General features: G+C 72.1%; 28 protein-coding genes. 16 read left to right on the top strand and 12 right to left on the bottom strand.

Going from position 1 to position 25,267, the window contains the following annotated elements; translation table 11 throughout:
- The first annotated feature begins 29 nt into the window (after positions 1–29).
- A complete protein-coding gene (locus AB0I79_RS34285; protein ID WP_357882066.1) occupies positions 30–1,235 on the top strand; it encodes a serine hydrolase domain-containing protein in 1,206 nt (401 codons plus the stop codon).
- 305 nt (positions 1,236–1,540) lie between these two features.
- Here AB0I79_RS34285 and AB0I79_RS34290 read toward each other — a convergent pair whose 3' ends face one another.
- Positions 1,541–2,161, bottom strand: a complete 621-nt coding sequence (locus AB0I79_RS34290) for a hypothetical protein (protein WP_357882069.1) — start codon at positions 2,159–2,161, stop codon at positions 1,541–1,543.
- Positions 2,162–2,483: 322 nt separating this feature from the next.
- Here AB0I79_RS34290 and AB0I79_RS34295 point away from each other — a divergent pair, with 322 nt between their 5' ends.
- The 6 genes from AB0I79_RS34295 to AB0I79_RS34320 all read left to right on the top strand — a co-directional run bounded on the left by AB0I79_RS34295 (position 2,484) and on the right by AB0I79_RS34320 (position 7,603).
- Positions 2,484–3,542, top strand: coding sequence for a peptidase (locus AB0I79_RS34295; RefSeq protein WP_357882073.1), 1,059 nt, complete (start codon positions 2,484–2,486; stop codon positions 3,540–3,542).
- Positions 3,543–3,595: 53 nt separating this feature from the next.
- The gene (locus AB0I79_RS34300) at positions 3,596–4,735 is read left to right on the top strand and encodes an ArgE/DapE family deacylase (RefSeq protein ID WP_357882076.1); all 1,140 of its coding nucleotides are present in this window, start codon (positions 3,596–3,598) and stop codon (positions 4,733–4,735) included.
- 41 nt (positions 4,736–4,776) lie between these two features.
- A complete protein-coding gene (locus AB0I79_RS34305) occupies positions 4,777–5,664 on the top strand; it encodes a methyltransferase domain-containing protein (RefSeq protein WP_357882079.1) in 888 nt (295 codons plus the stop codon).
- A gap of 123 nt (positions 5,665–5,787) precedes the next feature.
- Complete coding sequence (locus tag AB0I79_RS34310) at positions 5,788–6,237, top strand: hypothetical protein (protein WP_357882082.1); 450 nt, start codon at positions 5,788–5,790, stop codon at positions 6,235–6,237.
- 11 nt (positions 6,238–6,248) lie between these two features.
- Positions 6,249–6,839 carry a cell wall protein gene (locus tag AB0I79_RS34315; protein ID WP_357882085.1) on the top strand — a complete coding sequence of 197 codons (591 nt, stop codon included), beginning with the start codon at positions 6,249–6,251 and terminating at the stop codon, positions 6,837–6,839.
- A gap of 14 nt (positions 6,840–6,853) precedes the next feature.
- The gene (locus tag AB0I79_RS34320; protein ID WP_357882088.1) at positions 6,854–7,603 is read left to right on the top strand and encodes a MauE/DoxX family redox-associated membrane protein; all 750 of its coding nucleotides are present in this window, start codon (positions 6,854–6,856) and stop codon (positions 7,601–7,603) included.
- Positions 7,604–7,619: 16 nt separating this feature from the next.
- On the opposite strand, the gene AB0I79_RS34325 is transcribed toward AB0I79_RS34320, so the two are convergent.
- Positions 7,620–7,961 (bottom strand): chorismate mutase, encoded by a 342-nt coding sequence (locus AB0I79_RS34325; RefSeq protein ID WP_357882091.1) that lies wholly within the window; start codon positions 7,959–7,961, stop codon positions 7,620–7,622.
- A gap of 79 nt (positions 7,962–8,040) precedes the next feature.
- Entirely contained in the window at positions 8,041–9,216 is a 1,176-nt protein-coding gene (locus AB0I79_RS34330) for a 4-hydroxybenzoate 3-monooxygenase (protein WP_357882094.1), read from the bottom strand.
- Positions 9,217–9,338: 122 nt separating this feature from the next.
- Between AB0I79_RS34330 and AB0I79_RS34335 the strand changes: the two genes are divergently transcribed.
- The 3 genes from AB0I79_RS34335 to AB0I79_RS34345 all read left to right on the top strand — a co-directional run bounded on the left by AB0I79_RS34335 (position 9,339) and on the right by AB0I79_RS34345 (position 11,735).
- Positions 9,339–9,746 carry a hypothetical protein gene (locus tag AB0I79_RS34335; protein WP_357882097.1) on the top strand — a complete coding sequence of 136 codons (408 nt, stop codon included), beginning with the start codon at positions 9,339–9,341 and terminating at the stop codon, positions 9,744–9,746.
- A 97-nt stretch (positions 9,747–9,843) separates the two neighbouring features.
- Positions 9,844–11,100, top strand: a complete 1,257-nt coding sequence (locus tag AB0I79_RS34340; RefSeq protein WP_357882100.1) for a sensor domain-containing protein — start codon at positions 9,844–9,846, stop codon at positions 11,098–11,100.
- Positions 11,088–11,735 (top strand): response regulator transcription factor, encoded by a 648-nt coding sequence (locus tag AB0I79_RS34345; RefSeq protein WP_357882103.1) that lies wholly within the window; start codon positions 11,088–11,090, stop codon positions 11,733–11,735. Before AB0I79_RS34340 ends, AB0I79_RS34345 begins: the two co-directional genes overlap by 13 nt.
- A 4-nt stretch (positions 11,736–11,739) precedes the next feature.
- Here the strand turns inward: AB0I79_RS34345 and AB0I79_RS34350 are convergent, their stop codons facing one another.
- The 3 genes from AB0I79_RS34350 to AB0I79_RS34360 all read right to left on the bottom strand — a co-directional run bounded on the left by AB0I79_RS34350 (position 11,740) and on the right by AB0I79_RS34360 (position 12,964).
- Entirely contained in the window at positions 11,740–11,988 is a 249-nt protein-coding gene (locus tag AB0I79_RS34350) for a hypothetical protein (RefSeq protein WP_357882106.1), read from the bottom strand.
- Positions 11,989–12,059: 71 nt separating this feature from the next.
- Positions 12,060–12,398, bottom strand: coding sequence for a hypothetical protein (locus tag AB0I79_RS34355; RefSeq protein WP_357882109.1), 339 nt, complete (start codon positions 12,396–12,398; stop codon positions 12,060–12,062).
- The gene (locus AB0I79_RS34360) at positions 12,395–12,964 is read right to left on the bottom strand and encodes a hypothetical protein (RefSeq protein WP_357882112.1); all 570 of its coding nucleotides are present in this window, start codon (positions 12,962–12,964) and stop codon (positions 12,395–12,397) included. Before AB0I79_RS34360 ends, AB0I79_RS34355 begins: the two co-directional genes overlap by 4 nt.
- Before the next feature lie 198 nt (positions 12,965–13,162).
- On the opposite strand from AB0I79_RS34360, the gene AB0I79_RS34365 reads away from it, so the two are divergent.
- The gene (locus AB0I79_RS34365) at positions 13,163–14,497 is read left to right on the top strand and encodes a hypothetical protein (protein WP_357882115.1); all 1,335 of its coding nucleotides are present in this window, start codon (positions 13,163–13,165) and stop codon (positions 14,495–14,497) included.
- Positions 14,498–14,548: 51 nt separating this feature from the next.
- Here AB0I79_RS34365 and AB0I79_RS34370 read toward each other — a convergent pair whose 3' ends face one another.
- The 3 genes from AB0I79_RS34370 to AB0I79_RS34380 form a co-directional block, all read right to left on the bottom strand.
- Positions 14,549–15,934, bottom strand: coding sequence for a hypothetical protein (locus AB0I79_RS34370; protein WP_357882121.1), 1,386 nt, complete (start codon positions 15,932–15,934; stop codon positions 14,549–14,551).
- 177 nt (positions 15,935–16,111) lie between these two features.
- Positions 16,112–17,530, bottom strand: a complete 1,419-nt coding sequence (locus AB0I79_RS34375) for a glycoside hydrolase 43 family protein (RefSeq protein WP_357882124.1) — start codon at positions 17,528–17,530, stop codon at positions 16,112–16,114.
- A complete protein-coding gene (locus tag AB0I79_RS34380; RefSeq protein WP_357882127.1) occupies positions 17,527–17,670 on the bottom strand; it encodes a hypothetical protein in 144 nt (47 codons plus the stop codon). The genes AB0I79_RS34375 and AB0I79_RS34380 overlap by 4 nt, the downstream gene beginning before the upstream one ends.
- A gap of 253 nt (positions 17,671–17,923) precedes the next feature.
- On the opposite strand from AB0I79_RS34380, the gene AB0I79_RS34385 reads away from it, so the two are divergent.
- Positions 17,924–18,931 carry a LacI family DNA-binding transcriptional regulator gene (locus AB0I79_RS34385; protein ID WP_357882130.1) on the top strand — a complete coding sequence of 336 codons (1,008 nt, stop codon included), beginning with the start codon at positions 17,924–17,926 and terminating at the stop codon, positions 18,929–18,931.
- A gap of 205 nt (positions 18,932–19,136) precedes the next feature.
- Positions 19,137–19,925 (top strand): SAM-dependent methyltransferase, encoded by a 789-nt coding sequence (locus tag AB0I79_RS34390; protein ID WP_357882133.1) that lies wholly within the window; start codon positions 19,137–19,139, stop codon positions 19,923–19,925.
- A 23-nt stretch (positions 19,926–19,948) separates the two neighbouring features.
- On the opposite strand, the gene AB0I79_RS34395 is transcribed toward AB0I79_RS34390, so the two are convergent.
- The gene (locus tag AB0I79_RS34395) at positions 19,949–20,392 is read right to left on the bottom strand and encodes a GNAT family N-acetyltransferase (protein WP_357882136.1); all 444 of its coding nucleotides are present in this window, start codon (positions 20,390–20,392) and stop codon (positions 19,949–19,951) included.
- Between the two features lie 58 nt (positions 20,393–20,450).
- Positions 20,451–20,948 carry a hypothetical protein gene (locus tag AB0I79_RS34400; RefSeq protein WP_357882139.1) on the bottom strand — a complete coding sequence of 166 codons (498 nt, stop codon included), beginning with the start codon at positions 20,946–20,948 and terminating at the stop codon, positions 20,451–20,453.
- Positions 20,949–21,356: 408 nt separating this feature from the next.
- Between AB0I79_RS34400 and AB0I79_RS34405 the strand changes: the two genes are divergently transcribed.
- From AB0I79_RS34405 to AB0I79_RS34415, 3 genes are all read left to right on the top strand, one after another.
- On the top strand, positions 21,357–22,472 hold the full coding sequence (locus tag AB0I79_RS34405) for a trypsin-like serine protease (RefSeq protein ID WP_357882142.1): 1,116 nt from the start codon (positions 21,357–21,359) through the stop codon (positions 22,470–22,472).
- A gap of 148 nt (positions 22,473–22,620) precedes the next feature.
- Positions 22,621–23,361: a response regulator transcription factor gene (locus AB0I79_RS34410; RefSeq protein ID WP_357882145.1), complete on the top strand. Its 741-nt coding sequence runs from the start codon at positions 22,621–22,623 to the stop codon at positions 23,359–23,361.
- Positions 23,358–24,866, top strand: coding sequence for a HAMP domain-containing sensor histidine kinase (locus AB0I79_RS34415; protein ID WP_357882148.1), 1,509 nt, complete (start codon positions 23,358–23,360; stop codon positions 24,864–24,866). The genes AB0I79_RS34410 and AB0I79_RS34415 overlap by 4 nt, the downstream gene beginning before the upstream one ends.
- Here AB0I79_RS34415 and AB0I79_RS34420 read toward each other — a convergent pair.
- On the bottom strand, positions 24,768–25,091 hold the full coding sequence (locus AB0I79_RS34420) for a hypothetical protein (protein ID WP_357882151.1): 324 nt from the start codon (positions 25,089–25,091) through the stop codon (positions 24,768–24,770). The two genes, AB0I79_RS34415 and AB0I79_RS34420, sit on opposite strands and share 99 nt — an antisense overlap.
- Positions 25,092–25,267 lie beyond the last annotated feature (176 nt).

Consider the following 25,267-nt stretch of genomic DNA (forward strand, 5'->3'; position numbering starts at 1 on the left):
GTCGTTCCCACAGCACTGAGGAGATCACCTTGTTGAAGACCGCAGCCGCCTGCCTCGCCCTGGCCACCGTCCTCGTGGCGGCGCCCGCCCAGGCGGCCACGCCCACCCCTCGGCCCTGCCCGTCGCCCACCGTCGTCGAGCCGGACCCCGACGCCGTGATCCCGCCGATCGACCAGGCGGCCCTGGGCAAGGCCATCGGTGACCTGCCCGCGGCCGACGCCACCGCGGCCGTGGTCCGGGTGGGCGGCACGAAGGGCTCGTGGAGTGGCGCGAGCGGAGTGGCCGACCTGAGGACGCGGCGCGAGGCCGCGGAGCACGTACGCTTCCGCGCCGGCAGCGTGACCAAGATGTTCACCACCGCGGTCGTGCTGCAACTCGTCGCCGAGGGCAGGCTCTCGCTCGGCGACGCCGTCCAGGACCACCTGCCCGGCCTGCTGCCCGCCTCCTACCCGCGGATCCGGGTGGGCCAGCTGCTGAACCACACCAGCGGCCTGCCCGCCCCCGAGCTGCCCGGCGGCTTCGAGTACGTCTACGAGACCAGGTTCCAGAAGTGGACCCCGCGGGAGTACGTCTCCCAGGCCGTGCGCAACCCCATCGAGTTCACCCCGGGCACCAGGCAGCACTACCTGAACGTCAACACGTTCGTGGCGGGCCTGCTGATCGAGAAGGTCACGGGGCGGGCGTACGAGCACGAGGTGACGAACCGGATCCTGCGCCCGGTCGGCATGCGGAACAGCTACCTGCCCGGCACCTCGACCACCATCAAGGGCCCGCACCACCAGGGTTACCAGAGCGTGCCCGCGGGCTTCGAGAACGCCATCCGCTACGGCGACGGGCACGTGGTCGACATGACCAGGACGAGCGTCACCTCGACCTGGGCGTCGGGCGACCTGATCTCGACGGCCGCGGACCTGGAGAAGTTCGTCAAGGCGCTGTTCGCCGGCCAGGTCGTGCCGCCGGCCCAGCTCGAGCCCATGTTCACCGTTCCGGACGTGACGATGTTCGACGAGTGCGGCAACCAGCCCGCGACCTACACCTCCGGCATGAGCAGGATGGTGCTGCCCGGCGGGATCGTGGGGTACGGCAAGACGGGGTCCCGCTACGGCTACGCCACCGGGGTCGGTGCGACCCGGGACCTGTCGAGGACCCTGGTCTACTCGGTCAACTCCACCGACGCCAAGGCCTCCGGCCAGAACGGGCGCACGCTCGGCATCGTGGTGGCCTCCTTCTCCTGACCTCCGACCGGGAGATGTGAGGGCCGACGAACACCCTCACATCTCGGACGGCGCTCGCTCAGCGGCGCCGACGCCGACGCCTGCGGGCGCGACCACCGCCGGCTCCGCCGTTGCCCGGAGTCGGCTCCGGTCCCGGAATCCGGAAGAACGAGAAGAAACCCAGATATCGCTGCATCGCGGCCATGATGTCCCCCTTTTAACGGACTCGGGTCGCGCGCCGGACGGCCGCGCGCCCGGCGCAGCCGGACTGACCCGCAACCCTACCCGCAAGGCGGCCACGAAACCCTCTGACCTGGGGTTTCTTCCTACTTGTGTGACAGCTTGCGGCGCTTGAACATCGGGTGCTTGGTCTCCCAGTAGCGCCAGCCCTCCACCCGGGAGGGCACGTTGGCGATGCCCGTGCTGACCTTGAAACGCTCGCAGGTGCCGAGGACGTTCCAGGCCGACCAGCCCACGCGGTAACCGAAGACCCGGTACCACATGTTGCCGTACATGCCGTCGCTGATCTCCTGCGTGTATTCGTGCCCGCTGTAGACCATGTGCCGCTCCTCGAGGTGCGGCAGGCCGAGCCGGCGCAGATTGAAGATCACTTCGCCCTTGTCGATGACCTTTTCGGCCTCGTTCTCCGTTTCCAGGAAGGCGGTGACCTCGTGCTCGCGCGTGACCGACACCGTCATCGAACCGCCGGGGCCGTCGATGTAGCGGGTGCGGGGCACGAAGAAATTCCGCGGCGACATCTGGTGGATCCGGAAGAAGGTACGCGGCCTGCAGTTCCTGCCGCCGTCGTCATCGTGATGGTGGTCGACGAAGCCGCGGTCGAACTTGTGGTGGTCGGGGCCGTCGTCCTTGTCGCCCGCGCTCGCCGCCGGCGCCATGGTGACGGCCAGCACGGCCGCGAGAATGCCGCGTGCGGCGGGCTTCGCCATTTTTCTCATTGGGGTGAACATTTACCGTTCCTTTCGGAATGCGACCCATAGTCGCCAGACCGGTACGATGCTTACAGTTGCCGCGAGCGAGATGACAACGCCACGCCGAATCCGAATTTCCCGTACTGGGAAAGAGCCGGTGAAAGAGCGTCAATATCGGACCGTAATTGCGTAAAGCAACGCCATTTTCCCCATGTGACGCTGCGCAATATGGCGACTTCACCCCGTGATGGCGATATATCCGTTTGCGTAGGCGTTGAGGAAGATGGCGCCGTCCCTACGTACCTCCCTACGGCAGATTCCGGGTTTCGGGAGGTATGCAATGCACCGCAGAGTCAGCCTGCTCTCCACCGTCGCCCTCGCCCTGGCAGGCGCCCTGGTGCCGGCGGGCGCCGCGCAGGCCGGGGCCGCGAACGGGCTCGACCCCAGGCCCGCGGGCTGGACCGCAACGGATTCGCAGGCGGAGCGCAGGACCGTCTCGCAGTACTGGACCACGCGGCGCATGCTCGCGGCACAACCCCTCGACGCGCCCGCGCCGCGGCGTACCCAGTCGCGCGGGCCGTCCCAGGGCGACCCGTGGGCCACCCGCGGCGCCACCACCACCCGCCGCAGCCCGTGGACCACCCGCGGCGCCGCCTGGTCGGTCGGCGGCACCACGCCGGTCACCGCCGCGCGGCGGTCCCTGGTGCCCAACAGCCCTGGGTTGCAGTGGACGGACGCCGGCGCGGTCGTGCGCACCACCGGCCGGGTCTTCTTCACCACCGCCGACGGCCGCAACTCCTCGTGCTCCGGCTCGGCCGTGACCAGCGCGAACGAGAGCGTCGTGATCACCGCTGGGCACTGCGTGAAGCTGAACGGGGCCGCGCACAGGAACTGGGTGTTCGTCCCGGCCTTCGACGACGGGCGGCGCCCGTTCGGCACCTGGGTGGCCAGCGCGATGCTCACCACCCAGCAGTGGAACGCCAGGGAGGACATCAACTTCGACGTGGCCGCCGTCGTGGTGGCGCCGCTGAACGGGCGGACGCTGACCGACGTCGTGGGCGGGCAGGGGGTCGCCTTCAACCAGGCCAGGCAGCGGCAGATGTTCGCCTTCGGGTATCCGGCGGCCGACCCGTTCGACGGGTCCGAACTGATCTACTGCAGCGGGCGCGCGTTCAACGACACGGTCATGACCCGCGATCAGGGGCTGCGCTGCAACATGACCGGCGGGTCGAGCGGCGGGCCCTGGTTCCAGGGCTTCGACGAGTCCACCGGCCTCGGCTGGCTGAACTCCGTCAACAGCTTCACCTACAACTTCGCCCCGAACTTCATGTTCGGCCCCTTCTTCGGCGACGAGGCCATGGCCGTCTACCAGGCGGCGCAGAACACGGACGCCCTCTGAGGCGGGCTGCGGGGGCATGATGGCGGATGACCCCTCACCCCGGGAGGCTCGCCATGCCGGACCCGCTGCCGCTGCTCGAACGCCTCATCGCCGTCGACTCCGTCAACCCCGGCCTCTCCCCCGGCGGCGCGGGCGAGTCGGCCGCCGCCGCGTTCTGCGCGCAGTGGCTGGGCGAGCGGGGGTTCGAGGTCCACCGCCTGGAGCGGCGGCCCGGCCGCCCCTCCGTGGTGGCCGTGGCCCGCGGCACCGGCGGCGGGCGCTCGATCATGCTCAACGGTCACCTCGACACCGTCGCCTGCGGCACGTACGACGGCGACCCGCTCGTCCCGCGCGTCGAGGACGGGAAGATCTACGGCCGGGGCGCCTTCGACATGAAGAGCGGCGTGGCCGCGATGATGGCCGCCGCCGCCCGTGCCACCGCGGGCGGCCCGCTGCGCGGCGACGTCATCGTGGCCTGCGTGGCCGACGAGGAGCACGCCAGCTTCGGCACCGAGGAGGTGCTGGAGCGCTTCACCGCCGACGGCGCCGTCGTGACCGAGCCGAGCCTGCTGGAGGTGACGCTGGCGCACAAGGGTTTCGCCTGGTTCGAGGTGGAGGTGCTGGGCCGCGCCGCCCACGGCTCCCGTCCCGACCTGGGCGTGGACGCGATCGCCAAGGCCGGTCACTTCCTGGTGGCGCTGGAGGCGCTCGGCCGGCGGCTGGCCGGCTCCGGCGGGCACCGGCTGCTGGGGCCCGGCACCGTGCACGCCTCGCTCATCGAGGGCGGCGAGGGCCCTTCCACCTATCCGGCCCGCTGCCGGATCACGATCGAGCGGCGCACGGTCCCCGGCGAGACCGAGCAGAGCGTCCGGGACGAGCTGATCGGGGTCCTCGATCACCTCGCCGCCACCGTCCCCGGCTTCGGCTACCGCCTGCGCCCCGGCCTGCACCGCGAGCCCTTCGAGGCCGACCCCGACGCGGCGATCACGCGCGTCCTGCTGCGCGAGGCGGAGCGGGCGCTCGGCCGTCCGCCGGTCGTCCGCGCCGAGCCCTTCTGGACGGACTGCGCCCTGCTGGCCCGCGCCGGCATCCCGTGCCTGCTCTTCGGCGCCGACGGCGGCGGCGCCCACGCCGACACCGAGTGGGCCGACATCGCCTCGGTGCACAAGGTGGCCGACGTGCTGGCCGCCACGGTGGCCGCGTTCTGCGGTTAATTCGCTCGCCTCGGCGGGGCGTGCTTGGCTAGCGTGCGCCGGTGACGTACGAGCACCCGCTGGCCTACGTGCTGGGCCTCGAAGGCATGGCCCTGATGAGGGCGTTCACCGGAGAGCACGACCGCGAGTTCGTCGAGGAGCGCATCGCCGAGATCCGCCGGCTGCTCGACGACGAGTCGCTGGCGGAGGCGGGCGTCGAGGTCGCCCGCGTGGACCCGGTGGAGGGCTATCGCATCTGGTCGCAGACGTACGACGGGCCGAACTCGGCGTTCGACTACGACGAGCCCCTCGTGCACGCGATCATCGACGGGCTGCCGGAGGGCGTCGCCCTGGACGCGGCCTGCGGCACGGGCCGCTTCGCCGCGGCGCTGGCCGAGCGCGGTCACCACGTGCTCGGCGTGGACAGCTCGCCCGAGATGCTGGCCCGGGCCCGCGAGCGGGTGCCGCAGGGCGACTTCCGCCTCGGCGACCTGTGCTGCCTCCCGGTGGCCGACGACACCGCCGACCTGGTCGTCTGCTCGCTGGCGCTGACCCACGCGCCCGCGCTGGACCCGGTGTTCGCGCAGTTCGCCCGGGTGCTGCGGCCCGGCGGGCACGTGGTGATCGCGGACATCCATCCGGCGGGGGTGGCCCGGGGCATCGTCCCGAACCTGCGCCTGCCGGACGGCCGGCCCGGGCGCGTGGCCACGTACCACCACCCGATCGGCGACTACGTCCGGGCCGCGCTGAGGGCGGGCCTGCGGGTGCGCCGCTGCGAGGAGCCCGCGATGCAGGCGCCGGCCCCGCCCGCCGCGCCGGCCGGGCCGGCCGCCTTGGGGCCGTGGGAGCTGTGGCCGTGGGTCCTGGTGGAGCTGGCGCCCGAGGCGGCCAGGGCGGCCGTCGAAGGCGTGCCCGCGATCGTCGTCTGGCACTTCCAGCTCGCGCCGTAGCGAGGTGCAGGTCACGAAAAATCGCCCATTGACGAAAAATCCTTACATGGTACTCATAGATCAAGTCGGAAAGCTTCAACCCCCTTGCCGAGATCGTCCAGAGTCCACCCAAGGAGGACGCGCATGGCGCGAAGCACGGCCACCGACCCGCCCGCCGACTTACTCGGCCCCGTCCAGGGAGAGGTCTCCTGGTTCTGCTGCGGCACTGCATGGGGCCCCTGCAGCAGCACCGGAAAGGGAGCCTGCGGCACCTGCAACTCCGGCAACCTCCAGCACGCCTGGCCCAACACCTCCGACGCCTGCTGGGCGATCACCCGCCCCGACAGCTGCGGCGTCAGCCTGTCCCGCAGGACCTGCGGGTACCGCCACCGCATCACGGCGCTGTGCACCGGCACCAGCGTCGTCACCGCCATCGCCGACTGCGGCCCGCAGACCGACCTGTTCTGCGGCGAGCGGAGCTGCTGCGGCGCGACCTGCGCGAGCAACCGCCTGATCGACCTGACCCCCGCCGCTTACAGCCGGCTCGCCAGCCTCTCGTCCGGCCTGCGGCCGGTGGAGATCTCGACGGCCTAGGAGGGCGAACGATGCGCAGCAGAAGGGACGTGCTCAAGTCCGCCGTGCTCGGCGGGGGCGCCGGCGTCGTCGCCGCGACCGCGCTGGGCTCGCTCGGCCCCGAGGCGGCCTTCGCCGCCCAGAAGGTGGAGCCGGGCGCCCCCGACCCGGACTTCGCCGAGGGCCGGATCCGCTCGATCAAGGACAACACCCTGCTCGTCCTGGGCTCGAACCTGGTCTTCCACACCATCAGGGTCGTGGACGGCACGAGCCTGTGGAAGCTCGGGCCGGTCCCGTTCGACCAGGCCAAGCCCGGTGACGGCCTGTACGCCAGAGGCGTGCGCATGCCCGACGGCATGCTGGCCGCCGAGGCGGTGTGGCTGAACATCGTCAACATCAAGGGCCACATCAAGAACATCACCGGCCAGACCATCCGCCTCGACCACAACGGCCACGACGTGCTGTGTCACGTCGTCGCCGGCAAGTCGGTGGCCATCCACTCCGAGTCGCCGCCCACGGCGGACCTGTCGATGCTGAAGGTCAGCCAGCACGTGCAGATCCTGGGCGCCTGGCGGCCGGACACCAACGAGGTCGACATCGCCACGGTCTTCTCCCCGCACTAGAAGGAGGCAGTGCCATGCAGGGGATCGCCGCGTCGCAGCCGTACGTGATAGCCGCCTTCCTGCTCTGGGCCGGCCTGGTGAAGCTGTTCGGCAGGCGGATGAGGGCACAGGCCGGGCGGACCGCCCTGGCCCGCCTGACCGGCCCGGCGCGCGCGGTCCCCGCGCTGCGGCTCGTCGGCCTGGCCGAGCTGGCCGTGGCCGCCGCGCTGCTGGTGCCCCCGCTCCACCCCGCGGACGGGGTGGCCGCCGCGTCGCTGTCCGCCGGTTTCCTGGCCTACCTGACCTATGCCCGCGTGGCCGCGCCCACCTCGTCGTGCGGCTGCCTGGGCACGCATTCCCGCCCCGTGGACCCGCGTGCCTTCGCCCGCGCGGGCCTGCTGCTGGCCGCCGCCTCCCTCGCGGCGACGGCGCCGGGAGGCCCTGCCCTCCCCGCCGTGATCGCGCTGGAGGCCGCGGTCCTGCTGGCGCTCTCGGCCGAGCTGGACCGCTACTGGCTCGCCCCGCTGCGCCGCCTGCTGGTGCGCGTGCGCCGCCCGCTGGCGATCCCGCCGCCGGCGGACGTCCCGCTGGAGGCCTCCCTGCACCTGCTCCGCCGCAGCCTCGCGTACTGCTCGGCCTCGGCCCAGCTCACCTCGGACGTGCTGGAGTCGTGGGACGAGGACGGCACCCGCTTCGTGGTGTACGGGGCGCGGGGTCGCACGGCGGTCTTCGCCGTCCCGCTCGCCGGGGACGACCCGGCAGGCGTGCGGGTCGCGCTCGTCTAGGTCCGGGGAACGGCCCTCAGCCGCGCCGGGCGGCCGCGTGGTTGCTGGCGATCAGCTCGTGGTGCCGGACGACCTCGGCGATGATGAAATTCAGGAATCGTTCGGCGAAGACGGGGTCGAGTTTCGACTCCTCGGCCAGCGCGCGCAGGCGGCGAATTTGGGCCGCCTCGCGCGCGGGATCCGCCGGCGGAAGCCGGTATTCGGCCTTCAACCGGCCGACTTCCTGGGTGCATTTGAAACGCTCGGCGAGCAGGTGGACGAGGGCGGCGTCAAGATTGTCGATGCTGTCCCGGAGCCGCTGCAGCTCGTTACGGACAAACATTTCCACATCAGGCTGATCTTCAGAGGTTTTTTCCATAAAAATACGCCCCTTCGGCTCAACATCGCCCTAGAAGGGGAAATATTAGCAGAAAATGGACATTCGACGCCTGCTGGTTTCACGCCATGAGATCGGCGAACGCGCGGGCGGCGGCGTCGGAGGCGAACAGCCGCTCCAGCCGCGCCCTGGCGAGCTGCCGCCGGAACGGCCCGGCCTGTGCGGCGTTCCCGGCCTCGTGCATCATCTCGTGCATCCACCGGGAGAACTCCTGGTGGTCCCACACCCGCTTCAGGCACGTCTCGGAGTAGGCGGCGAGCGGCCCCTCGTCGCCCTCGCGCAGCGCCGCGCGCAGGCCGCGGGCCAGCACGTCCGCATCGGCGATCGCCAGGTTCATGCCCTTGCCGCCCATCGGGGTGATGATGTGCGCGGCGTCGCCGACGAGGAAGAGCCTGCCGTAGCGCATGGGGTCGGCGACGAAGCAGCGCATCTCGACGAACAGCTTCTCCGTGATCGGCCCCGTGGGCAGGGCGGCGTCGCCGAGGCGCAGCCGTAACTGCTCCCAGATCCGCTCGTCGCCCCACGCGTCGAGGGTGTCGCCCGGCGCGCACTCCAGGTAGAAGCGGCTGGCCTTGGGCCCCCTCGCGAACTGGGCCGCGAAGCCGGCCGGATGGATGCCGAAGAGCGGGTGGCGCGGCGGGAGCGCGTCGGCCAGCACGGTGAGCCAGCCGACGCCGTGGTCGTAGGTGTAGGTGGTCAGCGCGCCCTCCGGCACGCCGGCGCGGCTGACGCCGTGGAAGCCGTCACAGCCCGCGACGTACGCGCACTCGATCTCGTGCACGACGCCGTCCGCGTCCCGGTACGTGACGGACGGCGTGGCGCCGTCGATGCCGTACGGGGTCACCTCGGCGGCGTCGAAGCGCAGATCTCCCCCGCCCTCCAGGAAGGCCCTGATCAGGCGGGCGACGAGGACCTGCTGCGGCACGATCCGCCCGGCCCTGCCGCCGGCCAGGGCGGCGACGTCGAGGAAGCGGGGCCGGCCGTCGAGGCGGATCTCCAGCGTGCTGTCGCTCGACGTGCCGGCCAGCACGCTGTCAGCCAGCCCCCATGCCTCGAAGACGTGGGCGCCGTGGTGCTCCAGCACTCCGGCGCGCTGCCGCTGCTCCACGTACGAGCGGCTCTGCCGCTCCAGCACCACGCAGCCGACCCCGGCCCGCTGGAGCAGGTTGGCCAGGGTCAGGCCGGCAGGCCCCGATCCGATGATGACGACCTCGACGCTCTCCCGCATGCTCGGCATCCGACACCAAGATCGATAAATGCGCAACCCCTTCCCCCGCCGGACTGATCAAGTTTGACTAGAGCGGGCAGGCACGGCTACCGTGGCCGTGGACTAGTCAAATTTGAAGAGCAGGGAGAACGATGACGACCGTGACGCCGTACCTCATGGTGCACAGCGCCAAGCAGTTCACCGACTACGCCGCGCACGTCTTCGGCGCGCAGGCGAAGACCCTCATCCCGCTCGACGGTGACCCGGAGCGGGTCGTGCACGGCGAGATGCGCATCGGCAGCAGCACGATCTACTTCGCCGACGCCAGGACCGACGGCGCGCAGTGCCTGCCGCCGTACCGCGAGGGGGAAGATCCCTCCCGCACGCAGATGTACGTCACGCTGCCCGACCCGGCCAGGGCGTTCGCCGCCGCCATCGCCAAGGGCGCCACCCCGGTCATGGAGGTGTCCGAGCAGGAGGAGGGGACGGAGATGGGCGGCTGGGTCGACCCGTTCGGCACCCTGTGGTGGGTGACCTCGGAGGCGCCGCACCGCCCGTGACGCGCCTGCCGGGGTACAGCAGGCTGTACTCTTTCGCCGCCGATCACACGACAAATCCGCTCCTGTCCTAGGGTCTGAGACCGAGGAGGTGGCGCGGATGCCCACGCACGACGCGACGCCCGCCCGCACGCGGCGGCTGGCCGCCCGTGCCCGCGCCACCCTCGACGGCCTCGAACACCTCGTCGGCGGCATGGGCACCGCCGCGCTGGCACTGATCGTCCTGGCCGGGATGCTCGGCGTCGCGGTCGCCTGCCTGTCCGGGGTGGGCCTGCGCCTGCTGCCCTTCGCCCTGCGCTGCCTGCGGGTGGTCGCCGGCAGGGAGCGGGCGCGGCTGTCCCGCTGGGGCCCGCAGCTCGTCGAGCCCGATCCGGTGCCCGGCGAGTGGCGGGCCGCCATCGGGCAACCCGCCGCCCGCCGCGAGCTGGCCTGGATGTCGCTGCACGCCACGCTCGGCCTGCTGTACGGGCTGCTCGGCCTGACGCTGCCGTTCGCCGCCGTGCGCGACCTGCTCTACCCGCTGTACTGGTGGCTGCTGCCTGCCGTCGAAACGGCCGACATGGGCCTGGGGTGGCGCACCGACACCTGGCCGGGCGCGATCGCCGTCAGCCCGCTGAGCCTGGCCTGGCTCGCCCTCGCCCTGCTCTTCATCCCGGGCCTGGCCCAGATGCAGGCCTGGCCGGGGCGCCGGTTCCTGTCCGCCGGCCCCGGCACCGACCTGGCCCTGCGTGTCGCCCAGCTCACCGCCACCCGGGCGGCGGCCCTGGACGCGCACGCCATCGAGCTGCGCAGGATCGAGCGCTCGCTGCACGACGGCGCCCAGAACCGGCTCGTGGCCGTCAACGTCCTGCTGGGCGCGGCTCGCCGCGCCGTCACCCGCGACCCGGCCACCGCCGACGAGCTGCTCGAACGCGCCCAGAACGCCGCCGAGCAGGCGCTGGCCGAGCTGCGCGCGGTGGTGCGCGGCATCCTGCCCCCGGTGCTGGCCGAGCGCAGCCTGGCGGGCGCGCTGAGCGGGCTGGCCGCCGCCTGCCCGGTGCCCTGCCGGATCGACGCCGAGGTGCCGGGCAGGTTCCCGGCGTCCGTCGAGGCCACCGCCTACTACGTGGTGGCCGAGGCGCTCACCAACGTCGCCAGGCACAGCCGGGCGAGCCGGGCCGTCGTGACCGTCCGGGGGACCGGCGACCGGCTGCGCATCCAGGTCACCGACGACGGCCGCGGCGGCGCGGCCGAGGACGGCGGCACCGGGCTGGGCGGCATCCGGCGCAGGGCCGAAGCGCATGACGGCACGTTCGAGCTGGTCAGCCCGCCGGGCGGGCCGACGACCCTGATGGTGAGCCTGCCATGCGGATTGTGATCGCCGAGGACGACCCGCTGCTGCGCGAGGGCCTCGCGCTGCTGCTGCGCGCGGAGGGGCTGGACGTGGTGGCCACCGCCTCCGACGCCGCCGGTTTCCTCGACGCCGTGGACGCGTACCGGCCGGACGTCGCGATCGTGGACGTCCGCATGCCGCCCGGCCACACCGACGAGGGCATCCGGGCGGCCGTCGAGGCCAGGCGGCGGCTGCCGGAGCTGGCCGTGCTGGTGCTGTCGGCGTACGTCGAGCAGGCGTTCGCCACCGACCTGCTCGCCCACGGCAGCGCCCGCCTGGGTTACCTGCTCAAGGAGCGGGTCGGGCGGGTCCAGGAGTTCCTGGCCGCGCTGCACCGGGTGGCCGGCGGCGGCACGGCCATCGACCCGGAGGTGGTCGCGCAGCTCCTGACCAGGAGCCGCCCCGACAACCGCCTCGACCGGCTCAGCCCGCGCGAGCGCGACGTGCTGGCTCTGATGGCCGAGGGCCTGGGCAACTCGGCCATCGCCGAGCGGCTCTTCGTCACCGACGGGGCCGTCCACAAGCACATCAGGAGCATCTTCGCCAAGCTCGACCTGCAACCCGCCGACGGTACCGACCGGCGGGTCGCGGCCGTGCTGCGCTACCTCGAACGCGCCTGACCCGTCACGCGCCCAGGTCGCGGACGATGTTGTCCAGCCGGACGGCCAGGTCGTCGAGCATCTGGTCCGTCGGCGCGTCGTCCGGGAGCTGGGCCATCACCTCGTCACGCCGGGCGATCACCAGGCCCTTGTGGGCGTCGTCCACCTCGGCGGCGGGCAGGACGACGCAGTCTCCCCGGACGAAGACCAGCGTGGCGTCCGGGTGCTGGGAGCCCAGCAACTGGCGGACACATTCCCTGTCTATCAACGACATCGCGGACATCGGAGCTCCTCGCTCTCATGCTTCCCCAGCAGGCCGTTTACCCTCGTGGAAGGGGTGAAACCTCAGCCGAAGGTCGGCGGGCCGCCGTTCGAGCGGAACCGCCGCACGCCGAACGCGACCAGGTAGACGGCGGCGGCCAGCGCCACCACGGCAGCCGGGACGGCCAGCGCCGGCCGGCCGGCGAGCAGCGCCAGCACGGCCAGCACCACCCCGGCGAGCAGCGCCAGACCGGCCCCCAGCAGGCGCAGGCCCAGCCGGTTCGGTGGCGGCGGCTCCTGCGCCCACTGCCCGTGGCCCGCGCCGTGCACGCCCGGCACGCCGGTGTCGCTCACCTCGCCGTCGGCGGGAGGCGGCTCCCGCAGCACGGGGGCGAAGAACTCGTCGTCGTCACGGTCTTTCATCGGCTCGCCTCCAGCTCTCTCAGGAACGGGGTGACCACGGCGTTCAGCTCGTCCACCAGCGCTTCGAGCGCGGCCTGGGCGTCGTCGAGGTTGGGCAGCCCGGACGCGCGCGCCCTGGTGGGGGTCGGCAGCCGGTCGACCGGCAGCGGCACGCGCAGCTCCAGCGTGGTCAGCGCGGTCGGCCGCTCGTACGGCGGCGCCGCGTACGTGCCCTCGTCCCCGCCCTGCCGCTGCCACTGCGCCCACCCGTCAGGCAGCCGGACCGGCGCGGGAGCGGCCAGCTCCACCACGGCCAGCATGCCCGGCGCCTCCTCCGGCCGGTGACAGGTGGCGTCCAGCACGCGGGGGTGGCGGCGCACGTACGGAGGGTCGGCCACCGGCCGGTTGGCCACCTCCCAGGCGCCCAGCGCGAAGTGCAGGGGATCCAGCGTGACACCCTCCGCGGCCGGCTCGCCCGCCCCGGCGGCGAACGCGTGCCGCCAGGTGCGCAAGTGCTCGCCGTAGTGCTCCTGCGTGCCGACGCGCGTGGCGTCGATCCAGAACGCCTGCGTCCCGGTGCCGGGCATGGCCTTCCCCCGAACCTCGCTCGAATGCCGTCGTCCGCTGCCCCTCTGCCCCGTGGCCGCAGGGTGTCACGTCTTCCGCTCTGACCTGCGGAAACACCGACGCACGCCACCACGTCGAGTTCGCGGATTATTACGGAGAGTAATCGTATGGTGTGCTCAGTGGCCCCAGTGGCCCCTCAGCAAGCGAGAGGATCGAGCATGGCGCAGGAACCGAGAATCGACGTCGAGACCAGGGCCTCGGGCGTCGAGAGCAGCCTGACCTCCGAGCAGATCGAGCGGATCGCCGACGCGCTCGGGCAGCAAGGGGTCTGGTTCGCCACCCCGCCGGAGCGCGAGGGCGAGACCCGCCCCGCCGACCAGATCTGGGACCTGGTCGGCGACCGCCCGCACCAGGGCCAGACGGCCACCGGCCGGGCGGCCGTGCACCTGGCCGAGGGGCACGACGACCTGACCAGGCCGCTGATCCTGGCCGACGGCTTCAACTACGGGCCGAGCGACCTGGACGCGCTGTGGCGTCACTTCAACAAGCCGTACCAGAAGGGGGCGCCCGGCTTCCTCGACCAGCTCAGGTCGATGGGCATCGACGTCGTGCTGCTGGGCTTCGACCAGCGGCACATCGCGATCCAGGCCAACGCCGCCGTGGCGGTCACCGCCGTGCTGCGCGCCATCGAGGAGCGGCGGGGCGACGACCCGCTGGTCGTGGGCGGGGCCAGCATGGGCGGCATCGTCACCCGCTACGCGCTGGCGCGCATGGAGAACGATCGCGTCGACCACCAGACCGACAAGTACTTCTCCTTCGACTCGCCGCACCTCGGCGCCTGGATCCCGCTGGTGCTCCAGCAGCTCGCATACCTGCACGAGTCGCTGGCGCCGCGCTCGGGCGGGCCGGGGCAGGCCGAGCTGATCCGCAGCCCGGCCGCGCAGCAGCTCCTGTGGGGCTGGGTGGACAGCGCCGACTACTCCGGCCCCGTGACCACCTCCAGCGCGCTGCGCCAGGAGTTCCTGGAGGACCTGCGCAGGGTGGGCTGGTTCCCGATGCGCCCGTACAAGCTGGGCCTGGCCAACGGCACGGGCAACGGCACGGGGCCCGACCTGCCGCCCGGCACGCCGGTCTTCGACCTGCAGCACGAGGCGCTGCAGCTCACGGCCCGGATCCAGCCGGACGGCGGGGAGCTGCAGAACGTCGGCACCGTACGCTTCGGCGCCCCGGTGTGGACGAGCGCCACCTCGCACGTGCGCGCGTTCGACGGGGCGCCCGGCGGCACGCTGGACTCGTGGGGCCGGCTCGCCGACGCGGCCGGGCTGCCGATCCAGGACCGCTTCAGGGCCAGCGCGTTCGTACCGGCGGTCAGCGCGATCGCGCTGGCCAGGGACCCGTTCCAGTGGCAGTCGGACCTGTACCTGGACCTCGGTGACCTGCCGAAGGACGAGACGTTCCTGGACGCGTTCTGCTGCGACGCGACCAACACCGAGCACGCCTCGGTGTCGCGCCCGCTGATCGAGTGGTTCCTGGAGCAGCTCGCCGGTTGGTGATCCACGCATGAGAATGCCGGCTCGCGGATCGCGAGCCGGCATTCGCCGCTTCTAGCGGATGCCCCGGTGCACGCACAGGAGCTGGTCGTGGGTGGCGTTCTTGTCGCGGTAGGCGATGATCGCCGGGGCCTCGGCGCTGTAGTGGTGGGGCAGCCGCTGGTCGGCGGTCCAGCCGGAGCCGTTGAAGCTGCTCCACCACAGGCTCTGGTCGGCGGAGCCGCGGTGCACGCAGTACAGCCGGTCCTTGTAGACGGTCAGGGCCGGGCCTTCGGTGGTGTGGTGGGCGGGCAGCTTCTGGTCCGGGCTCCAGGTGGAGCCGTCCCAGCGGGTCCACCACAGCGCCGAGTCGCCGCCCGCGCCGCGGTGCACGCAGTAGAGGTGGCCGCGGTAGACGGCCAGCGCCGGGTCGGCGGCGCTGAAGTGCTGCGGCAGCCGCTCGTCGGGGCTCCAGGTGGAGCCGTCCCAGCGGGTCCACCACAGCGCCTGGTCGCTGCCCGCGCCGCGGTGCACGCAGAAGAGCTGCCCGTCGTAGGCGGCCAGCGCCGGGGCCGTCTCGCTGAAGTGCTGCGGGAAGCGCTGGTCGGAGCTCCAGTACGAGCCGTCCCAGCGTGCCCACCACAGCGCCGTGTCGCCGCGGCTGCCCCGGTGCACGCAGTAGAGCCGGCCGTCGTAGGCGGCCAGCGCCGGGGCCGACTCGCTGAAGTGCCGGGGGAGCATCTGGTCGTCGCTCCAGCCCTCCTCGGCGTCGTAGCACGTCCACCACAGACTGGAGTCGCCGCCGGCGCCGCGGTGGGCGAGGAAGAGCCGGTCCTGGAACTCGGCCAGGGCCGGGCCCGACACGCTGAAGTGGTCGACGAACCGCTGGTCCGGGCTCCAGCCGTCGCCCGGCTCGTGGACCGCCCAGTACAGGCTGGTGTCGCCGCCGCTCTGGCGGGCCGGGACGAGCATGCCGGGGGCGGTCCACGGCGAGGCCAGCCTGACCCCGTACGGCCGGGCGATCGAGGCGATCCACTCGGCCTTGGCGCGCACCGAGCGCTCGATGACCGGGACCAGCCAGGAGCCCAGCACCGCGCCCGCGATCTCCCCGACGAGCTGCGGGATCTCGGCCGCCAGCAGCGCGGCCGACTCGTTGAGGTGGATCTCGTAACCCCACCACCTGGCGACCGGCCAGACGTCGGCACCCATGGTGCGCAGCTCCCGCTGGATGCCGCGGACGCGCTCCTGCTCCTTGGAGGAGAGCTCGGCGATCTGGCGCTCGCTCTCCCTGCGGGCGTCCAGCGCCCCGGAGTCCTCCAGCAGCTCGGTCTCGACGGCCACGTCAACGGCGGCCGAGGCCACCGGGTCGTCCTGGGCGTGCAGCAGCGCGGCCTCGGTATCGAGTACGTTCTCTTCCGCCCCGTTGACCCTTATCCTCGCGGCCTGCGTCTCATCGGTCATTTTCAGCCCCCTGGCGTGATGGATGCGCGAACTTCGCCATCGTAACCAGGCGTACTGATACGACTACTCTACGGCTGTATTGCTCCGGGTAAAGACCACCCTCAGCCCGGGCTCCCCCAGCCCGGGCCGGCACCTCATGGACGGGGACCAGGAGGAGCCTCGCGGCCGCTGTGCCCGCTACCTTTCGATGTCCACGGTGAACGCCTCGAAGATCGCTTCGCCGGTGCCGTCCCCCGCGGCGAAGAGGCCGAGCACGGCCCCCACCCATCGGCCCTGCGTGGCCTGGAAGGGCGCGCCGATCTCCCTGCCGTCGGCCAGGAACGTGACCAGCGCGCCCGCGCCGATCCGGGCGCCGATCGTGACGGCGCCGTCCTCCTCGACCAGAACCGGCTCCGCGTCGCCGCAGACCAGCACCAGCTTGCCGTCCGCGGTGCGCTCCAGGCCGACGGACGCGGCGGTGTCCCCCACCACGGCCAGCCCCGCCCGGCCCTGGCCCGCCAGCGTGAGCGTGACGGTGACCGTGCAGGGCACGCCGGGCAGCCGCTGCCCCAGCACCGACGGCCGCTCGCGCAGGTCGTTGGGCCCCTGCACGCAGGCCAGCCGGAGCGTGCCGTCCCGCAGCTCCCACCAGGAGGGGTCGGGGTTGGCCTGCCAGCTCCACTGCAGCCCCAGCTCCGGTCCGGCGAAGTCGTCGGACGTCGCGGGCGCGGCCGGCTCGCCGCCGGGCACCGGCACCCGGAACCCGGCCACGGGCTCGCCGCCGTCGCCCATGGCCGGCCAGCCGTCCTCGCCCCACGTCATGGGCTGCAGGTGCACGACCCGGCCGTAGGGGCCGCGGTCCTGGAAGTGCATGAACCAGTGCTCGCCGGACGGGGTGTCCACCCAGCCGCCCTGGTGCGGCCCGTTGACGTCGGTGCGGCCCTGCTCCAGCACGATGCGGTCCTCGTACGGGCCGAAGATCGACTCCGCGCGGAACACCGACTGCCAGCCCTGCTCGACGCCCCCGGCGGGAGCGAAGATCCAGTACGCGCCGTCGTGCCGGTAGAGCTTGGGCCCTTCCAGGGTCCGGTATCCGGGCAGCAGGTCACCGTCGATGACCAGCGTGCCCTCGTCCAGCACCGCGCTGCCGTCGGGCGCCATGCGGTGCAGGGTGAGCCGGTTGTTGACGCCCGCGCGGCTCCTGGCCCAGGCGTGCACCAGGTACGCCTGCCCGTCCTCGTCCCACAGCGGGCACGGGTCGATCAGCCCGAGCCCCGGCTTGACCACGTGCGGCGCGGTCCACGGGCCGCGCGGGTCCTCCGCGCTCACCCAGCAGATGCCCACGTCGGGGTCGCCGAAGAAGATCCAGAACCGGCCGTCGTGGTGGCGCAGCGAGGGCGCCCACACGCCGCAGCCGGGCCGCACGTCGTCGTAGCCGCGGGTGTAGGCGTGGCCGATGATCGTCCAGTTGACCAGGTCGCGCGAGTGCAGGATCGGAAGGCCCGGCACCTTGGTGAAGGTGGAGGCGGTCAGGTAGAAGTCGTCGCCGACGCGGATGACGTCGGGGTCGGACCAGTCGGCGTCGAGCACCGGGTTGCGGTAGGTCTGAGAGGTCATCCCTTCACCGCCCCGGCGGACATCCTCTGGACGAGGTAACGCTGGATGAAGGCGAAGACGATGACGACGGGCAGTGCGGCGGGGAGGGCGCCGAGGTCGACGCTGTTCTCGCCGAGGTTGTAGGCCAGGCCCACGGGCACGGTGAATCTCTCCTGGTCGTTGATGAACGTGAGGGCGAAAAGGCAGTTGTTCCAGCTGTGGATGAAGGCGAACGAGCCGACCGCGACCAGCGCGGGCCTGCAATCGGTTGCAGGAAACGTTGCGTGAGCACGAACGCGACGTCAATGGCGCGTGAACCCGACAGGAGCCACTATCAGGGCAAACGCCGAAATTTCGAAATTTTCGGTGGCTTGGCCTGGCCTTATGCCCGCCCTTCGGAGCAGAGTGGGGGGCATGACGGCTCCGGACACTCCCGCCCCTCTGCCGAAGCTGGCGGTGATCGCGCGCGAGGCCGGAGTTTCGGTTGCAACCGTTTCCAAGGCGTTGAACGGCCGATCCGGCGTCTCGCAGCACACCAGACGCCTGGTCGCGGAGGTGCTGGAGCGGCGCGGCTACCCGCGCCAGCGGGTCCGGCCCACGCGGGGCAGCATGGTGGACGTCATGCTGCAGGGGCTCGACTCTCCGTACGCGCTGGCCATCCTCGGCGGCGTGGAGGACGCGGCCTGGCGGCTCGGCGTGGACCTGATCGTCTCCGCCGTGGTCGGCCGGACCAAGAACGGCCAGCCGCCACCGGCCTGGCTGGACCGGATCGGCGCGCGGGACAGCGCGGGCGTGCTGCTGGTGCGCACGTCGCCGACCGCCACGCAGCGGGCCTGGCTGGCCGACCACGGCATCCCCGCGGTGATCGTCGACCCGCGGCGCAAGCCGCCGGCCGGGCTCTCGGTCGTGGCCGCGGCCAACCGCGACGGCGCCCGCGAGGCCACCGAGCACCTGATCGGACTCGGTCACGAGCGCATCGCGATCGTGACGGGCCGCCCCGGCGTGCCGTGCGCGATCGATCGGCTGGCCGGCTACCGGGAGGCCATGGCCGCGGCCGGGCTGAGGATCGACCCGCGCTGGGAGGTGTGCGGCTGCTTCCAGCGCGAGGGCGGCCTGGCCGCCACCCGCGAGCTGCTCTCCGCCGAGCTTCCCACGGCCATCTTCACCTGCTCGGACGCGATGGCGGTCGGGGTCTACCAGGCACTGGGCGAGCACGGCCTGCGGGTGCCTGACGACGTGAGCGTGGTGGGCTTCGACGACTCGTGGGCCGCCGCGCACGTCACGCCGGCGCTCACGACGGTCCGCCAGCCCTGGCCCGACCTGGGCTCCGCCGCCCTGGACGCGCTGCTGTCCGGCGCGGCGCCGCAGCGGGTCGAGCTGCCCACCACGCTCGTGGTGCGCTCCAGCACCGCGCCGCGATGAGAGTTTCACGCCGCACCACGGGTTCTCCGCGCCTGCGAATGAACATCGGGCACTGAACATCGGGCACTGAACATCGGGCACTGAACATCGGGCACTGAGCACTGGGCACTGGGCACCGGGTGCGCCGCCCGGACACCCCGCCCGGGACGATCTTCCGGCGTACGCTGCTCGCATCCCCCTCCGCTCCCCGGGAAGGCGCGAACCGATGACCGACCGCCCGCTCGACCTCGACACCAGCGTCCCCAGCCCCGCCCGCATCTACGACCTGTGGCTCGGCGGCCACGACCACTACGAGATCGACCGCGTCGTCAGCGAGCAGATCCTCGCCGCCGTCCCCGACCTGCCGGTGCTGGCGCGGGCCAACAGGGAGTTCCTCGGCCGCGCCGTGCGCCACCTGGCCGGCGAGGCGGGCGTCCGCCAGTTCCTCGATGTCGGCACCGGCATCCCGACCGCGGACAACACCCACCAGGTGGCCCAGTCGGTGGCCCCGGACAGCCGGGTGGTGTACGTCGACAACGACCCGACGGTTCTGGCCCACGCCCGCGAGCTGCTGCGCGCGGCGCCGGCGGGCACGACCGTCTTCGTGGAGGGCGACCTCCGCGACCCCGGCAAGATCCTCGCCTCCGCCGCCGAGTTGCTCGACTTCGACCGCCCGATCGGCCTGACCCTGCTCGGCGTCGTCGACTTCGTCCCCGACACGGGCGCCGCCCGCACGATCATCCGGGACCTGATGTCCGCCATGGCCCCCGGCAGCCATCTCGTCCTCTCCCACGGGCTCGCGGGCAAGCAGCTCGAAGAGGGGGTACGGCACTGGAACGAGAGCGGCGGCAGCCCGATGACGCTGCGCACGCTGGAGGAGGTCACCTCCTTCTTCGACGGGCTGGAGCTGCTGGAGCCGGGCGTGGTGCCGCTGCCGCGCTGGCGGCCCGCGCCCGAGACCCTCTACACCGACCGGGAGGCCGTCTACTACGCGGGCGTCGGCCGCAAGCCCTGACCGGCCCCGTTCGCCGTGTGCCCTCAGCGCCCGGGCGGGCTCACGTAGTGGTACAGCAGAGCCGGCTCGCCGGCCGCGTTCAGCCAGGTGGCGTGGGTGCTGCCGACCCTGCGCCAGCCCGAGCGCTCGTAGAACCTGATGGCGGCCCGCCCTTCCGACGAGACCTCCAGCTTGAGCGGCAGCGGGGTGGCGGCGCGGGCCGTGTCGAGCAGCCGGGCGGCCACGCCGCGTCCCCGGGCGGCGGGGGTGACGAACAGGCGGCTGAGCTCCAGGTCACGGGTGAGTGCCACGTGGCCGAGCACCGCGCCCGCCTCGACCGCGATCCAGGCCGTGGTCATGCCGCCGGGGGTCAGCCAGGCGCCCGGGTCGTCCGGCCAGTGCACGGGGTAGCGGTCGGCGGCCTGGACCTCGGCCAGGGCTTCGACGCAGGCGGCCAGGTCGTCCGGGGTTCTGGTGCGGATGTCCACGAGGAGCAAGCGTAGGAGGTGGGCCGGGGCGGCGCCGCCGGCCCACCCTCCCCGCTGGCTACTCGCGGCCGTCGTGGCGGCGGTCGTCGCGCTCCTGCTTCTCGGACGTCCTGGGGGCGACGACGGTGAACGAGGCCGTGGCGGTCCTGTCGCCGACCTTGACGCTGACGGTCTCGCTGCCCGCCCGCGCCTTCGACGGCACGGTCAGCTCCTTGGTGGCGCGTCCGCCCGAGAGGGAGACGCGGTAGCTCCTGCCCTCAGGGCTGGTGACGACGGCGGTGCCGGAGGAGATGCCCTTGGCGAGGATCGTCACGTCGTAGGAGGAGCCGGCGCGGACCCGGCTCGGGTTGACGGCCACCTTGAGCGAGATCGCCTGGCGCCTTGCGTCCTTGTGCTTGTCGTCCTTGCGCACCTGCTTGGCCGGGGCCGAGTGGGAGGCCTTGGCGGTGGGGGCGGGCTGCGGCCGGGCGCCGTCCGCGGCGGCGGAGCCGGCGAAGGGCAGGGCGATGAGGGCCGCGCCGGCGATGGTCACGGTGAAGGGCTTGGCGAAGCGCACGGGTAATGATCCAATCCTGGACGGACCTGGCCGAACCTGATGAATTCAGCCCCGAAGGTCATCCACGTCCAGCACTCTGCCGAGCGAATCTGAGAAAGGCCTGTCATGAGCTTATGAGTTGGATAAGCGCAGGCAGGGGCCTCGACCTGGGGAGAGTGAAGTGCAACACATACATTCTCTTATGCGATTCTCAGCTTTTCATCGGATTCGCACTCAGGATCCGCACGGGCCTTGCGGAACGCGCGGACGGAGATGATCTCACAACGATCACGGGAAGATCACGGCGACCTGTGTGCCCGATAAATACGGACAAAGAGGACATAAAGGCACGGTCAAGAGGGATACGTTCCTGCCCCATAGACGCACCGAACGCTCGACGCGTTCCCGCGACGAACAAGGAGCATTCCCTTGAAGATCAAGCACACCCTCGTTCCCCTCGGTGGCGGGCTGGCCGCCGCCGCCCTGCTCGGCGCCTCCCTCGCCGGTTCCGCGCAGGCGCAGGCCGATCCGCACTGGAAGTCGTCCGAGAGCGTCGGCGCCGCCGACGCCAAGGCGATCGCCCAGTTCTGGTTCGACAACAACGGCGCCGCGCTGGAGGCCGCCACCTACGTCGAGGAGGACACCACCGAGGTCGACAAGCTCACCTCCACCGGCACCGCCACCGCCACCGCCGACACGAAGGCGGGCTCGGTGGCGCCGACCGGCACCACCACCTCCACCTCCACCTCCAAGTCGAAGAACGTGAACCTGCCGAAGACCATCGGCAAGGTCTTCTTCGTCGACCAGGACGGCGAGAAGCACTGGTGCTCGGCCTCGTCGATCCAGGGCAAGTACGCCAACATGGTGGCCACGGCCGGCCACTGCGTGTACGACACCGCCAACGACGAGCAGCTCATGGACAGCTGGGTCTTCGTGCCCGGTTACTACCAGGGCAAGGCCCCGTGGGGCATCTACGTCGGCAAGCAGGCGTTCGTCCACTACGACTACAGCGTCTACGAGGACTACGACCGCGACTACGCGTTCGTCTCCGTCTACAACGGCGTGACGATCTCGAAGTCGACCGGCACCAGCAGGCACCGCGGCTCGATCGAGGTCGAGGACGCCGGTCGCCTGGGCGACAACGTCGGCGGCCAGGGCATCGCCTGGAACCAGCCGCTCAAGAAGGCGCACTACGTCTTCGGCTACCCGCAGGCCGCGCACCCCGACGGCAACAAGCCGTTCACGGGTGTCACGCCGAAGTGGTGCTACGGCACGACCACGGCCAAGACCGTGGGCTCGGCCGCCAAGAAGATCGAGGAGCACGTCGGCCTGAAGTGCTCCATGACCGCCGGCGCGGACGGCGGCCCGTGGCTGCTGAAGTACAGCGGTTCCAAGCGGGTCGGCTACCTCAACGGTGTGACCAGCAGCTTCTACGACCAGGACGAGAACGACCGGGTGGACTACATCAGCTCGCCGTACTTCGACGGTGAGACCTACAGCGTCTACACCGCCGCCGCCGCGGTCTGGTCCGGGAAGCTCGTCTGACGGGAAGGGGGGTGGGCTCCGGGTAGCTCTCACCGCGCCTTGAAGGGATAGGAAGGACCCGGCACGTGCCGGGTCCTTCCGCAGCTCACAGACATTTCACAGGCCGCCCTTCATCAAACACTCATCCAGGCAGGCCATCGTCACGACCATGCACACGACCAGCGCGAACTTCAGGTCCGAGCCCGTGCGCCGGCCCGACGGCAGCTCGATCAACATCCTCGTCGTGGATGACGAGCCGTCACTGACCGAGCTCCTGTCCATGGTCATGCGCCAGGAGTCCTGGGACGTCCGCTGCGCGCACAACGGCGGCGAGGCCATCAGAGCGGCCCGCGGGTTCCGGCCCGACGCGATCGTCCTGGACGTCATGCTGCCCGACATGGACGGGATCGCGCTCCTGCCCCGGCTGCGCGCCGTGCTGCCGGGCGTACCGGTCCTCTTCCTGACCGCGAAGGACTCGGTGCAGGACCGGCTGATCGGCCTGCGCGCGGGCGCCGACGACTACGTCACCAAGCCGTTCAGCCTGGAGGAGGTCGTCATCAGGCTGCGCGGCCTGCTGCGCCGCACGGGCGCGGCGGGGACGCGGCCCGACGCCGGGCTGGTGGTCGGCGACCTCACGCTGGATCAGGAGACCCACGAGGTACGGCGGGCGGGCAAGGAGATCCGGCTCACGCCGACCGAGTTCGAGCTGCTGCGCTTCCTCATGCACAACCCGGGGCGGGTGCTCAGCAAGGCGCAGATCCTCGACCGGGTGTGGGCCTACGACTTCGGCGGCCAGAGCAACGTGGTCGAGCTGTACATCTCCTATCTGCGGCGCAAGATCGACGCCCAGCGCAAGCCGATGATCCACACCGTGCGTGGGGTGGGATACACGCTCCGACCAGCCGGATGACGAGGTCGCTCGAGACCAAGCTGGTGGTCTCCTCGATCGCGCTGCTGGCCGTCGTCTCGGCCGTCATCGCCACCGCGACGACGCTGTTCCTCAACGCCTTCCTCACCGACCGGCTCGACCTCCAGGTGCACTCCGCGGCCCACCGCTCCACGCGTACGGCCGGACCGGACAACCCGCCTCCCGAGGCCAGGGAGGTGGCGTTCCTGCTGACGCCGGGGCAGGCGGTGGAGACGTTCGGCGCGCGGGTGCGGCAGGGCGTGATCCGCCGGGCCGCCGTGCTCACGGATCCGGGAACCGTGCGGGACGTGCCCGCGCCGCCCGCCGTGGCCGGCGTGACAGGCGAGCCCGTGACCGTCAGCCTCGGGCCCCTGGGCGACTACCGGATGGTCGGCGCGCTCACCCGTGACGGCGACCTGCTGGTCGTCGGGCTGCCGCTCACCGGCATGCGGACCACGCTGACCAGGCTCGTCGTGGTGGAGGCCGCGGTGACGCTGGCCGGCGTGGCGCTGATGGCCATCGCGTGCACCCTGCTCGTCCGCCGCGCCGTACGCCCGCTCGGCCGGCTCGCCGCCACCGCCGCCCGGGTGTCGGAGCTGCCGCTGGCCACCGGCGACGCCGTCCGGCTGGCCCGCGTGCCCGAGGTGGACACCGACCCGCGGACCGAGGTCGGGCAGGTCGGCGGCGCGCTGAACCGGATGCTCGGGCACGTGGAGACGGCCTTCGCGGTGCGGCGCGAGAGCGAGACGCGGCTGCGGCAGTTCATCGCGGACGCCAGCCACGAGCTGCGCACCCCGCTCGCCTCGATCGTCGGCTACGCGCAGCTCACCGAGCGCAGCGGCGAGCCGCACGGCCCGCAGACGGCGCACGCCCTGAGCCGCATCAGCTCCGAGGCGGGCCGGATGACCACGCTGGTCGAGGACCTGCTGCTGCTGGCCAGGCTGGACGCGGGCCGCCCGCTCGACCGGCTGGAGCTGGACCTGTCGCCGGTCGTGGTGAACGCGATCAGCGACGCGTACGCGGCCGCGCCCTCCCACCGCTGGCTGGTCAGCCTGCCCGACCAGCCGGCCCCGGTCGTCGGGGACGCCGACCGGCTGCACCAGGTCGTGACGAACCTGCTGGCCAACGCCCGCACCCACACCACGCCGGGCACCACCGTGACGACGACCGTGCTGGTGACCCCCGGCCAGGTGAGCGTGCGGGTGGCCGACGACGGGCCCGGCATCCCCGCGCACGTGCTGCCGCACGTGTTCGGCAGGTTCGCCCGCGGCGACGGGTCGCGCTCGCGGCTCGCCGGGGGCAGCGGGCTCGGCCTGGCCATCGTGTCGGCGGTGGCGGCGGCCCACGGCGGGCGGGTGGAGGTGACCAGCGTGCCGGGGAACACGGTGTTCACGCTGCACCTGCCCGCCTCAGGCGAGCAGGTCGCGCCTGGCGAATCCGGCGCCGCCGGCGACCACGAGCCCGGCGGCCACCAGGGCGAACGCGGCGGGGGCCACGAGACCGGGTGAGAGCGAGGGGTGGCCGTACCCGAAGGGGGTGAGCAGGAACGCCGCCGAGCCGATCGTCCCGGCCTCCCACAGGGCGACGCAGAGTGCCGAGGCCACCACCACGGCCCAGGCCACGGAGCGCGTCACCCACGCCCGCGCCCAGCGCATGGCCCACGCCCAGCGCCTGACCCACGCCCGCGCCACCCCCCAGCGCATGACCCACGCCCGTGCCGGTGCCGAGCGCATGGCCCGTGCCCGTGCCGGTGCCGACGGCCAGCAGCATGGTGGCGGGCGACGAGGATGAGCACGACCGCGGCCGCGAGGGGGATCAGGAGCACCCACCACCGCTCGTCCCCGTAGGCCCGCGCGACCCGCGGCCACCCCGCGGGCAGGTAGGCCACCACTGCTCCACACCAACAGCG

This window comes from Nonomuraea sp. NPDC050202, from assembly GCF_040656115.1.
Lineage (GTDB): Bacteria > Actinomycetota > Actinomycetes > Streptosporangiales > Streptosporangiaceae > Nonomuraea.

What these genes read in the sequence shown, in the direction of transcription:
- AB0I79_RS34390 (WP_357882133.1), top strand. Translation starts at nt 19,137, where the DNA reads ATGACCGACCGCCCGCTCGACCTCGACACCAGCGTCCCCAGCCCCGCC.
- AB0I79_RS34375 (WP_357882124.1), bottom strand. Translation starts at nt 17,530, where the DNA reads ATGACCTCTCAGACCTACCGCAACCCGGTGCTCGACGCCGACTGGTCC.
- AB0I79_RS34325 (WP_357882091.1), bottom strand. Translation starts at nt 7,961, where the DNA reads ATGGAAAAAACCTCTGAAGATCAGCCTGATGTGGAAATGTTTGTCCGT.
- AB0I79_RS34365 (WP_357882115.1), top strand. Translation starts at nt 13,163, where the DNA reads ATGGCGCAGGAACCGAGAATCGACGTCGAGACCAGGGCCTCGGGCGTC.
- AB0I79_RS34410 (WP_357882145.1), top strand. Translation starts at nt 22,621, where the DNA reads ATGCACACGACCAGCGCGAACTTCAGGTCCGAGCCCGTGCGCCGGCCC.
- AB0I79_RS34290 (WP_357882069.1), bottom strand. Translation starts at nt 2,161, where the DNA reads ATGGCGAAGCCCGCCGCACGCGGCATTCTCGCGGCCGTGCTGGCCGTC.
- AB0I79_RS34340 (WP_357882100.1), top strand. Translation starts at nt 9,844, where the DNA reads ATGCCCACGCACGACGCGACGCCCGCCCGCACGCGGCGGCTGGCCGCC.
- AB0I79_RS34320 (WP_357882088.1), top strand. Translation starts at nt 6,854, where the DNA reads ATGCAGGGGATCGCCGCGTCGCAGCCGTACGTGATAGCCGCCTTCCTG.
- AB0I79_RS34360 (WP_357882112.1), bottom strand. Translation starts at nt 12,964, where the DNA reads ATGCCCGGCACCGGGACGCAGGCGTTCTGGATCGACGCCACGCGCGTC.
- AB0I79_RS34350 (WP_357882106.1), bottom strand. Translation starts at nt 11,988, where the DNA reads ATGTCGTTGATAGACAGGGAATGTGTCCGCCAGTTGCTGGGCTCCCAG.
- AB0I79_RS34330 (WP_357882094.1), bottom strand. Translation starts at nt 9,216, where the DNA reads ATGCCGAGCATGCGGGAGAGCGTCGAGGTCGTCATCATCGGATCGGGG.
- AB0I79_RS34420 (WP_357882151.1), bottom strand. Translation starts at nt 25,091, where the DNA reads ATGCGCTCGGCACCGGCACGGGCGTGGGTCATGCGCTGGGGGGTGGCG.
- AB0I79_RS34415 (WP_357882148.1), top strand. Translation starts at nt 23,358, where the DNA reads ATGACGAGGTCGCTCGAGACCAAGCTGGTGGTCTCCTCGATCGCGCTG.
- AB0I79_RS34355 (WP_357882109.1), bottom strand. Translation starts at nt 12,398, where the DNA reads ATGAAAGACCGTGACGACGACGAGTTCTTCGCCCCCGTGCTGCGGGAG.
- AB0I79_RS34300 (WP_357882076.1), top strand. Translation starts at nt 3,596, where the DNA reads ATGCCGGACCCGCTGCCGCTGCTCGAACGCCTCATCGCCGTCGACTCC.
- AB0I79_RS34310 (WP_357882082.1), top strand. Translation starts at nt 5,788, where the DNA reads ATGGCGCGAAGCACGGCCACCGACCCGCCCGCCGACTTACTCGGCCCC.
- AB0I79_RS34315 (WP_357882085.1), top strand. Translation starts at nt 6,249, where the DNA reads ATGCGCAGCAGAAGGGACGTGCTCAAGTCCGCCGTGCTCGGCGGGGGC.
- AB0I79_RS34345 (WP_357882103.1), top strand. Translation starts at nt 11,088, where the DNA reads ATGCGGATTGTGATCGCCGAGGACGACCCGCTGCTGCGCGAGGGCCTC.
- AB0I79_RS34370 (WP_357882121.1), bottom strand. Translation starts at nt 15,934, where the DNA reads ATGACCGATGAGACGCAGGCCGCGAGGATAAGGGTCAACGGGGCGGAA.
- AB0I79_RS34295 (WP_357882073.1), top strand. Translation starts at nt 2,484, where the DNA reads ATGCACCGCAGAGTCAGCCTGCTCTCCACCGTCGCCCTCGCCCTGGCA.
- AB0I79_RS34335 (WP_357882097.1), top strand. Translation starts at nt 9,339, where the DNA reads ATGACGACCGTGACGCCGTACCTCATGGTGCACAGCGCCAAGCAGTTC.
- AB0I79_RS34385 (WP_357882130.1), top strand. Translation starts at nt 17,924, where the DNA reads ATGACGGCTCCGGACACTCCCGCCCCTCTGCCGAAGCTGGCGGTGATC.